Genomic DNA, 9,322 nt, shown 5'->3' with positions numbered 1-9,322 from the left:
GTCCGGCTCAACGCCGGACGGCGGGGCGGCCGCCGGTCCAGCCGCCTCAGCCGCCGAGGACGGCGGCCAGCTGCTCCAGGCCCCAGTCGAGGTCCTCCTTCGTCACGACCAGCGGCGGTGCGATGCGGATCGTCGAGCCGTGGGTGTCCTTGACCAGGACGCCGCGCTCCATCAGCTTCTCGGAGAGCTCACGGCCCGTGCCGTGCGCCGGGTCGATGTCCACGCCCGCCCACAGCCCGCGTCCGCGCACCGCGCGCACGGCCCCCTTGCCCACGAGCTTTCCCAGCTCCTGGTGCAGGTGTTCGCCCAGCTCCTTGGCCCGCTGCTGGTACTCGCCGGTGCGCAGCATCGCGACGACCTCGAGCGCCACCGCGCAGGCGAGCGGGTTGCCGCCGAAGGTGGAGCCGTGCTCGCCGGGCCGGTAGACGCCCAGCACGGCACGCGAGGAGACCACCGCGGAGACCGGTACGACGCCACCACCGAGCGCCTTGCCCAGTACGTACATGTCGGGGAGCACGCCCTCGTCCTCGCAGGCGAAGGTCGCGCCCGTACGCCCCAGCCCCGACTGGATCTCGTCCGCGATGAAGAGGACGTTCCGCGCCCGGGTCAGCTCGCGTACGCCCGCCAGGTAGCCGGGCGGCGGCACCAGTACGCCCGCCTCGCCCTGGATGGGCTCCAGCAGCACCGCCACGGTGTTCTCATCCACCGCGGCCTCCATCGCCGCGAGATCGCCGTAGGGGACGATCTCGAAGCCCGGCGTGTACGGGCCGAAGTCCGCGCGGGCCTCCTCGTCGGTGGAGAAGGACACCACGGTCGTCGTACGCCCGTGGAAGTTGTTCTCGGCGACCACGATCTTGGCTTGCCCGTCGGGCACGCCCTTGCTCCGGTAGCCCCACTTGCGGGCCGTCTTGACCGCCGTCTCCACGGCTTCCGCGCCGGTGTTCATCGGCAGCACCATCTCCATGCCGCACAGCTCCGCGAGCTGCTCGCAGAAGTCGCCGAACCGGTCGTGGTGGAAGGCGCGGGAGGTCAGGGTCACCCGGTCGAGCTGGGCCTTGGCCGCGTCGATGAGCCGCTGGTTGCGGTGCCCGAAATTGAGCGCCGAGTAGCCGGCGAGCAGGTCGAGATAGCGCCGCCCGCCGGTGTCCGTCATCCAGGCGCCCTCCGCCGAGGCGATGACGACGGGCAGGGGGTGGTAGTTGTGGGCGCTGCGCGCTTCCGCGGCGGCGATCAGCTCTTCCGAGGTGGACATCCGGGGTCTCCGTTCGTCTCGTGTGGTCCCGCGCCGTACGTACCCGAGCACGTTGTCCCGTGCCGACGACACGCGGTGCCTCTTTCTATCGTCCACCCACCGGTATGCGAAGAAACTTTGCAGCCGATCCTGCGCACGGCCGTACGCGCGGTGCCGGCGTAAGGGGCGACGCGGGGCCGGCGCGGACCGCTCGCCCGGCGATCTCCACGGTGCCCGAGGTCACCTCCGAACAGTGCACGGCGCCCGCCCGGGACCTGAGACAATGAGCACATGGCCAATGACCGTCCGCGTGTGCTCTCCGGGATCCAGCCGACCTCCGGCTCGTTCCACATCGGCAACTACCTGGGTGCCGTGCGCCAGTGGGTGGCGCTGCAGGAGAGCCACGACGCGTTCTACATGGTCGTCGACCTGCACGCGATGACCCTCCCGCAGGACCCGCGTCAGCTGCGGGACAACACCCGGCTCGCCGCGGCCCAGCTGCTGGCCGCCGGTCTCGACCCGGACCGCTGCACGGTCTTCGTGCAGAGCCACGTACCCGAGCACACCCAGCTGAGCTGGCTGATGGAGTGCCTGACGGGCTTCGGCGAGGCGTCCCGGATGACGCAGTTCAAGGACAAGTCCGCCAGGCAGGGCACGGACGCGACGTCGGTCGGGCTCTTCACCTACCCGATCCTGCAGGTCGCGGACATCCTGATCTACCAGGCCAACCAGGTCCCGGTCGGCGAGGACCAGCGCCAGCACATCGAGCTGACCCGGAATCTCGCGGAGCGGTTCAACGGCCGGTACGGCAAGACCTTCACCGTCCCGGAGCCCTACATCCTGCGCGAGACGGCGAAGATCTACGACCTCCAGGACCCGACGGTCAAGATGAGCAAGTCCGCGTCGTCGCCGAAGGGCGTCATCGACCTGCTGGACGAGCCGAAGGCGTCCGCGAAGAAGATCAAGAGCGCCGTGACCGACACCGGCAGCGAGATCCGCTTCGACCAGGAGCACAAGCCCGGCATCAGCAACCTGCTCACGGTGTACGCCACGCTCACGGACTCCCGGATCGCGGATCTGGAGCAGAAGTACGCGGGCAAGGGTTACGGTGCGCTCAAGACCGACCTCGCGGAGATCGTCGGTGACTGGGCCGCCCCGTTCCGCGACCGTACGCGGGAGTATCTGGACGACCCGGAGACGCTGGACTCGATACTGGCCAAGGGCGCCGAGAAGGCACGGACCGTGGCCGCGGAGACACTCGCCCAGGCCTACGACAAGGTGGGCCTGCTGCCCGCCAAGCACTGATCCGGCAGCTCTCGTTCACAGGACGCGTTCACAGACAACGGCACCAGGACACCGGCAACAGGACAACGGAAACGGCCACAGCGCAGGAGGGAGAACGAGGTGGGGACCGTCACGCTCGGCGTATCCATCGCCGTCCCCGAGCCGCACGGCAGCCTGCTCCAGCAGCGGCGTGCGAGCTTCGGCGACCCGGCGGCCCACGGCATTCCCACCCACATCACGCTGCTGCCGCCGACGGAGGCCGATCCGGACGACCGGCCGGAGATCGAGGAGCACCTGACGCGGGTGGCGGCGGCCGGGCGGGATTTCACGCTGCGCCTGTCGGGTACCGACACCTTCCGCCCGCTGTCCCCGGTGGTCTTCGTGCAACTGGTCGAGGGCGCCGAGGCGTGCTCACGGCTGCAGGAGCGGGTGCGGGCGCCGGAGGGCCCGGTGGCGCGGGAACTGGTCTTTCCGTACCACCCGCACGTCACCGTCGCGCACGACATCGCGGAGGAGTCGATGGACCGGGCGCACGAGGAGCTGGCCGACTTCGAGGCATCCTGGACGGCCACCGGCTTCGCGCTGTACGAGCAGGGCCCCGACCTCGTCTGGCGGCTCCAGCGGAAGTTCACCTTCGGCTCGGGCAACGACGACGACGGCGGCGGCACGGCACCCGCGATGTCGGGGCTTCCCCGCCAGGTCTCCCGCCCGTCCCCCGCATGCGGGGGCGGGGGCGGCACCTTCGCCCCGCTGGGCTGACCCGGCACCCGTCCGGCGTACGGCCGCTGCCGCCCGCCCGGGGTGAAGGGCCGCAGACGGGGTAACCGGCGATCATGGACTGGATCAAGAGGCTGCCGCTGATCGGGCCCGCGGCGGCGTGGTTCTTCCGTACCCGCGTCTGGCGGGTCTACCTGCACCTGGACGAACGCAAGTGGAGCCGGCTCGCCGCGGCCGTCACCTTCACCAGCTTCATCGCCCTCTTCCCGATGCTCGCAGTCGGCGCCGCCATCAGCGCCGCGCTGCTCTCCCCGGCCCGGATGCGGGAGGTGCAGGACACGATCAGCCGCCAGGTGCCGGGCATCTCCGAGCAGCTGGACCTGCGGTCGCTGGCCGAGAACGCCGGCACCATCGGACTCATCGCCGGCCTGCTGCTGGTGGTCACCGGGGTCAACTGGGCGGGGACGCTGCGGGAGAGCCTGCGCTCGGTGTGGGACCTGGAGGAGGCCCCCGGCAACCCGGTCCTGCTCAAGCTGAAGGACCTGGGCACCCTGCTCGGGCTCGGCCTGGTCGGGCTGGTGTCGCTGAGCGGCTCCGCCTTCGCGGTCAGCGCCGTCGGCTGGATGGCCGGTCAACTGGGACTCCGCGAGGGCGGAGTCGGGACGCTGCTGCTCAGTGCCGCCGGGTACGCGGCTGCCGTGGCCGCCGACTTCGCGCTGCTGTGGTACGTACTGACGGTGCTGACCGGCGTACGGCCGCCCACCCGCGCGACCGTGCCCGCGTGCCTGATGGGCGCGGTCGGCTTCGAGGTGCTCAAGCTGCTGATGGGCGGCTATCTGCGAGGGGTCGCCACCAAGAGTCTGTACGGGGCGTTCGGTACGCCGATCGCTCTGCTGCTGTGGATCAGCTTCATGACGAAGCTGATGCTGATCTGCGCCGCCTGGACGGCGACGCAGCGGACCGAGAAGTCGATCGAGGAGATCGACGCGCTCGGCAGCGGCGCGCCGGAGCCGGTGGAGTCCGAACGGGCGAGCGTCAGTCGCTCTTCCGCACCGCCACCGGGTCCGGATCGGGATCCGAGTCCGCGTCCGAGTCCGGGGCCGGGGCCGGGTCCGAGTCCGCGTCCGGACCCGGGCTCTCCCCCGACTGGCGGCGGACCAGCATCGTCAGATCCGGCATCGGCCAGCGGCGATGCACCGCGTAGGCCACCGCCGCCAGCACCACCAGACAACCGCCCGTGACGCCGAGGGCGATCCCGACACCGCCCGAACCGTCTTCGTTCCGGGCACCGTCCGGTCCGGCGGTGCCGCCGGCCTGCCGGGCGTCCTTCGCCCGCCCCGCCGCGTCGCCGGACTTCCCCGACGAACCCGGCCCGGAGACCGGTGCCACCAGCTCTCCCACCGGCTCGACCTTGTCCGCCGCCGCGAAGCCCCAGTCGAGGAGCTTGGCGGTCTCCTTGTAGACCTCTAGGCCCCCGGCCTCGTCGTCCGGATGCATGCAGGTCACCAGCAGCACGCGGTCACCGCGCTGCGCGACCCCGGTGAAGGTGGCCCCGGCCTTCGACGTCGAGCCGTTCTTGACCCCGGCGATGCCCCGGTACGGCTCGAGGCCGATGTCTCCGGTCAGCAGCCGGTTGGTGTTCTGAATCTCGTATGAGCCCCGCTTCTTCTCCCCCTTCTTCTTCTCGCCGGGGAACTTCGCGCGGGCCGTAGCCGCGTACTCGCGGAAGTCGGGGTTCTGCATGCCGGAGCGGGCGATCAGGCTCAGGTCGTACGCCGAGGAGACCTGGTCCTTCTCGTCGTAGCCGTCCGGGCTGACCACGTGGGTGTCCTCGGCGCGCAGCTCCTTCGCCCGCGCGTTCATGTCCCGCACCGTCTCGGGCGTGCCGCCGTTCATCGCGGAGAGCACGTGCACCGCGTCGTTGCCGGAGCGCAGGAAGACGCCGCGCCACAGGTCCTGCACGGTGTAGGTCTGATCCTCCTTCACCCCGACCAGGCTGCTTCCCTCGCCCATCCCCCGCAGGTCCTCGGGCTTCACCTTGTACGACCGCGTCTTGGGGAACTTCGGCAGCACCGTGTCGGCGAAGAGCATCTTCAGCGTGCTGGCCGGCGGGAGCTTCCAGTGCGGGTTGCGCGCGGCCAGCACCTCACCGGACTCCGCGTCCGAAACCATCCAGGACCTGGCGCTGACGCCCTTGGGCAGCTTGGGCGGCTCCGCGCCGGGCTTGGCCCGCATGTGCGTCCCGGGGGAACCGAGCCGGTCACCGCCGATGGTGGACATCCGGTCGGGCGGCTCCGGATCCTTGTCCGCGGCGGTCGCCGCGGCTGCGGGCCCCAGGAGCGCGGCGGTCAGGGCGAAGGCGACGGCGGCGGGCACCCGTCGGGCGAAAGGCGAGGAAGTCGGCACAGAGCGAAGTTACATGGCACTCGAACACCTGTGGACCTCGCGTCCCGCCGGGTATGGCGCCATGTAGCCCCTCCCGGCGACCTCCTTAGCCCGATAGCCATACTTGGGACCATGCACCAGTCCTCCGGAGTGCGCTCCCCACGAGCCCTTACGCTCAGCCGTCCCGTCTCCTGGTTCCTGCTCGGCTTCGGGATCTGGTCCTGGTTCATCTGGATCACCTTCGTGAAGAATCTCTGGAATGACGGCAGCGGGCTCGCCTTCGACGACGCGGGCGACCCGACGGCCTACTTCTGGGTCCATCTCCTGCTCGCCGTCGCCTCCTTCGTGCTGGGCACGGCGATCGGCGTCATCGGCTTCCGGGGGCTGAGAGCTCTCCGGTCCACGCACGGCGAGTAGACGAGCAGGGGTCGGTTGTCGTGGTGGTGGTCTTCGTAATCGTCGCGCTGGGAGTGCTGTGCCTGCTGGCCGGCGCGCACTGGTATCTGTGGCGGCGGCTGGTGCGGGACGTCTCCGCGAAGGGCGGCGGCTGGCGGCGTACGGGCAAGGTGCTGGTCTTCGCGCTGCCGGGGACGGTGGTCGCCACCATGATCACCACCCGCGCCGGCGCACCCTTCCCCGTGCAGCGGGTGCTCGCCTGGCCCGGCTATCTGTGGCTGGCGCTGCTGCTGTATCTGCTGCTGGCGCTGCTGGTGGGCGAGGCGGTGCGGCCGCTGCTGCGGTGGGCGCTGTCGCGCCGGGCGCCGGAGCGCCGGGTGGACGACGCGTCCGCGGGGACCGCAGAGCCTGAGCCGGAGCCCGAGACCGAGACCGAGTCAGAAGCCGCGGCCGGTGAGGCACCCGGCGCGCGTACCGCCTCGCGGCGGCTGTTCGTGGCCCGTACGGTCGCGGCCGGCGCGGCCCTCGCCGCCGGCGGAACCGTCGCGGCCGGCGCCTACAGCGTGCTGAACGGGCCCACCCTCAAGCGCGTCACCGTGCCGCTCGCCAAGTTGCCGCGCTCGGCGCACGGTTACCGCATCGCCGTCGTCAGCGACATCCATCTCGGCGCGGTCCTCGGGCGCTCGCACGCCGAGCGCATCGTCAGGACGATCAACAGCGCGCAGCCCGATCTCATCGCGATCGTCGGCGACTTGGTGGACGGCACCGTGGCCGACCTCGCCCCCGCCGCCGAGCCGCTGCGCGAACTACGCGCGCGGGACGGTTCGTTCTTCGTCACCGGCAACCACGAGTACTTCGGCGATGCCGAGGAGTGGGTCGACCACGTCCGCGAACTGGGCGTACACCCGCTGGAGAACGCCCGCCGCGAGCTGCCCGGCTTCGATCTGGCCGGGGTCAACGACGTACAGGGCGAAAGCGTCGGCGAGGCCCCCGACTTCGCCAAGGCGCTCGGCGACCGGGACACCTCCCGCGCCTCGGTCCTGCTCGCCCACCAGCCCGTACAGATCCACAAGGCGGTCGACCACGGCGTGGACCTCCAGCTGTCCGGACACACCCACGGCGGCCAGATGTGGCCCGCCGAGTACCTCGCCGCCCTCGCCAACCCCACCGTCGCGGGTCTGGAGCGGTACGGCGACACCCAGCTCTACGTCACCCGCGGCGCCGGTGCGTGGGGCCCGCCGGTGCGGGTGGGCGCCGAGTCGGACGTCACGATCGTGCGGCTGGCCTCCAGACAGGCCTGAGTGGGCTCTCGCCCTCACCGAGCCTGCTCGCGCCGCCGGACCTCTCGATCGCGGCCGAAGCAGCGAGGGCGGGTGTCGGTGCCGCGCCATAGGGTCACCGGCATGACGACGACACACACGCACGGAGCCGGCCCGCAGCCCAGGATGAATCTCTGGCGGGCCGCTCCCGAGATCTACAAGGGCATGGCCGCCTTCCAGGCCGCGGCGGCCGACGGCCTGGACCCGGTGGTGAGCGAGCTGGTCAAGATCCGGGCCTCGCAGCTCAACCGGTGCGCGTTCTGCCTCGACATGCACACCACGGACGCCCGCGAGCAGGGTGAGAAGCAGCTGCGCATCGATCTGTTGCCCGCCTGGGAGGAATCTCCGGACCTGTACTCCGAGCGGGAGCAGGCCGCCCTGGCGTTGACCGAGGCGATGACCGTGCTGACCGACGGGTTCGTGCCGGACGAGGTGTACGAGCGGGCGGCCAAGCACTTCGAGGAGGCCGAACTCGCCCGGCTGATCGCCCAGATCGTGGCGATCAACGCCTGGAACCGCTTCCAGGTGACCACACGGGCCGTACCGGCGAGCCTCGCCGTCGAGGCGGGCGGTGCGGCGTGAGCGTCGAGACCTTCCGGGCGCTGCACCACGGCCGCGCCCCAGGCGACCCCCTCGTGCTGCCCGGGCCGTGGGACGCCGCAAGCGCCCGGGTCTTCGCCGAGGCCGGCTTCGACGCGCTGGCCACGCCCAGCCACGGCGTCTCGGCCTCGCTCGGGTACGCGGACGGTGACACACCGGCCGACGAGATGTTCGCGGCGGTGGCCCGGATCGTACGGGCGGTGGAGGTGCCCGTCACGGCGGACATCGAGCGCGGCTACGGGCTGGCGCCGAAGGAGATCGTGGAGCGGCTCCTGGCGACCGGTGCCGTCGGCTGCAACCTGGAGGACTCCGCCGACGGCGCCCTGGCCGACCCGCGGGAGCAGGCGGACTTCCTGGCCGCGGTGCACGCGGCCGCGGGTGGGCGGCTGTTCCTCAACGCGCGCGTCGACAGCTATCTGCGCGGCGCCGCCGACCCGCTCGCCGACGCGCTGGAGCGCGGGCGGCGGTACGCCGAGGCGGGCGCCGAGTGCGTCTACCCGTTCGGGGCGCCGCTGGAGGACATCGGCGTGCTGGCAAGGGAGTTGAGGGTCCCGGTCAACGCCTTCTCACCCACGGGCGGCCCGGCACCGCGCGAACTCGGCGCGGCGGGCGCCACGCGCGTCACCTTCGGCGGCGGCCTGGCGGCCCGGGCGACGGAGGGGGTCCGCGAGATGGCCCGCGAACTGCGTAGCTCGCGGTAGCCGAATGGCGCGGTGTGCCTCCGCGGTGGCCGGGGCGGGGAGCCGGCGCGACGGGGGGCCGGGACATCACGTGTCCGGCCCCCTGTCACCGCTCGCCGCCGGGGCTTACTTCTTCGGGATCCACTTCTCCCAGGTGGACTTGTTCGCCTTGATCCACTTGTCGGCCGCGTCCTCCGGCTTCATCTTCTTGCCGGCGATGTCACCCGCGACCTCGTTCTGGTCCTTGGTGGTCCACTTGAAGTTCTTGATGAACTTCGCGGCGTCGCTGTCGCTCTTCGCGAAGTCCGCGTTGAGGAACTTCTCCAGCTGGTTGGTCTCGTAGCCGCACTTCGCGTCGGACTCCGGCGTCTCACAGCCCGGAGTGTGCTTCGGCAGCTTGATCTCGGTCATGTCGATCTTGTTGTTCATCCACTGCGGCTCCCACCAGTAGGTGAGGAACGGCTTCTTGTCGTTGTAGAGCCGCTGGATCTCCTTGAGCTGGGCCGCCTCGGCGCCGCTCGGGATGTGCTTGAAGTCGAGCTTGAGGTTCTTGATCAGGCCCTTGTCGTGCTGCGAGTACGACGGGGCCGCACCGATGAAGTGACCCTTGTCGCCACTCTCGGCCGTCTTGAAGTCCTTGGCGTACTTGTTGAGGTTCTTCCAGTTCTTGATGTCGGGGTGCTTGTCCGCGTAGTACTTCGGCACGAACC

The 9,322-nt window shown here is 70.8% G+C and carries 9 protein-coding genes and 1 pseudogene; 7 read left to right on the top strand and 3 right to left on the bottom strand.

Going from position 1 to position 9,322, the window contains the following annotated elements:
* Positions 1 to 46 precede the first annotated feature (46 nt).
* Positions 47 to 1,252, bottom strand: a complete 1,206-nt coding sequence (rocD, locus tag ACRDP3_RS02405; protein WP_431515120.1) for an ornithine--oxo-acid transaminase — start codon at positions 1,250 to 1,252, stop codon at positions 47 to 49.
* Between the two features lie 270 nt (positions 1,253 to 1,522).
* Here rocD and trpS point away from each other — a divergent pair, with 270 nt between their 5' ends.
* From trpS to ACRDP3_RS02390, 3 genes and pseudogenes are all read left to right on the top strand, one after another.
* Positions 1,523 to 2,536, top strand: a complete 1,014-nt coding sequence (trpS, locus tag ACRDP3_RS02400) for a tryptophan--tRNA ligase (protein WP_431515119.1) — start codon at positions 1,523 to 1,525, stop codon at positions 2,534 to 2,536.
* Positions 2,537 to 2,635: 99 nt separating this feature from the next.
* The gene (locus tag ACRDP3_RS02395) at positions 2,636 to 3,274 is read left to right on the top strand and encodes a 2'-5' RNA ligase family protein (RefSeq protein ID WP_431515118.1); all 639 of its coding nucleotides are present in this window, start codon (positions 2,636 to 2,638) and stop codon (positions 3,272 to 3,274) included.
* A gap of 74 nt (positions 3,275 to 3,348) precedes the next feature.
* Positions 3,349 to 4,128 (top strand): annotated as a pseudogene (locus ACRDP3_RS02390) (YihY/virulence factor BrkB family protein); the annotation flags it as partial.
* A 139-nt stretch (positions 4,129 to 4,267) separates the two neighbouring features.
* Here the strand turns inward: ACRDP3_RS02390 and ACRDP3_RS02385 are convergent.
* Positions 4,268 to 5,638 carry a D-alanyl-D-alanine carboxypeptidase family protein gene (locus tag ACRDP3_RS02385; RefSeq protein WP_431515117.1) on the bottom strand — a complete coding sequence of 457 codons (1,371 nt, stop codon included), beginning with the start codon at positions 5,636 to 5,638 and terminating at the stop codon, positions 4,268 to 4,270.
* A gap of 111 nt (positions 5,639 to 5,749) precedes the next feature.
* Between ACRDP3_RS02385 and ACRDP3_RS02380 the strand changes: the two genes are divergently transcribed.
* The 4 genes from ACRDP3_RS02380 (at position 5,750) to ACRDP3_RS02365 (ending at position 8,633) form a co-directional block, all read left to right on the top strand.
* Positions 5,750 to 6,034 carry an SCO4848 family membrane protein gene (locus ACRDP3_RS02380; RefSeq protein ID WP_431515116.1) on the top strand — a complete coding sequence of 95 codons (285 nt, stop codon included), beginning with the start codon at positions 5,750 to 5,752 and terminating at the stop codon, positions 6,032 to 6,034.
* Positions 6,035 to 6,054: 20 nt separating this feature from the next.
* The gene (locus ACRDP3_RS02375) at positions 6,055 to 7,314 is read left to right on the top strand and encodes a metallophosphoesterase (protein WP_431515115.1); all 1,260 of its coding nucleotides are present in this window, start codon (positions 6,055 to 6,057) and stop codon (positions 7,312 to 7,314) included.
* 102 nt (positions 7,315 to 7,416) lie between these two features.
* Positions 7,417 to 7,914, top strand: a complete 498-nt coding sequence (locus ACRDP3_RS02370; protein ID WP_431515114.1) for a carboxymuconolactone decarboxylase family protein — start codon at positions 7,417 to 7,419, stop codon at positions 7,912 to 7,914.
* Entirely contained in the window at positions 7,911 to 8,633 is a 723-nt protein-coding gene (locus ACRDP3_RS02365) for an isocitrate lyase/PEP mutase family protein (RefSeq protein ID WP_431515113.1), read from the top strand. Before ACRDP3_RS02370 ends, ACRDP3_RS02365 begins: the two co-directional genes overlap by 4 nt.
* 105 nt (positions 8,634 to 8,738) lie before the next feature.
* Here ACRDP3_RS02365 and ACRDP3_RS02360 read toward each other — a convergent pair.
* Positions 8,739 to 9,322, bottom strand: a 584-nt coding sequence (locus ACRDP3_RS02360) for a glycine betaine ABC transporter substrate-binding protein (protein ID WP_431515112.1), incomplete at its 5' end; no start/stop codon positions are given.

The organism is Streptomyces sp., assembly GCF_050698815.1.
Classification (GTDB): Bacteria; Actinomycetota; Actinomycetes; order Streptomycetales; family Streptomycetaceae; genus Streptomyces.
The sequence above is the reverse complement of the archived record's forward strand: the minus strand, read 5'-3'. Positions and strand labels throughout refer to the sequence as shown.

Coding starts and splice junctions, on each gene's coding strand:
- rocD (WP_431515120.1), bottom strand. CDS start 1,252: ATGTCCACCTCGGAAGAGCTGATCGCCGCCGCGGAAGCGCGCAGCGCC.
- trpS (WP_431515119.1), top strand. CDS start 1,523: ATGGCCAATGACCGTCCGCGTGTGCTCTCCGGGATCCAGCCGACCTCC.
- ACRDP3_RS02380 (WP_431515116.1), top strand. CDS start 5,750: ATGCACCAGTCCTCCGGAGTGCGCTCCCCACGAGCCCTTACGCTCAGC.
- ACRDP3_RS02370 (WP_431515114.1), top strand. CDS start 7,417: ATGACGACGACACACACGCACGGAGCCGGCCCGCAGCCCAGGATGAAT.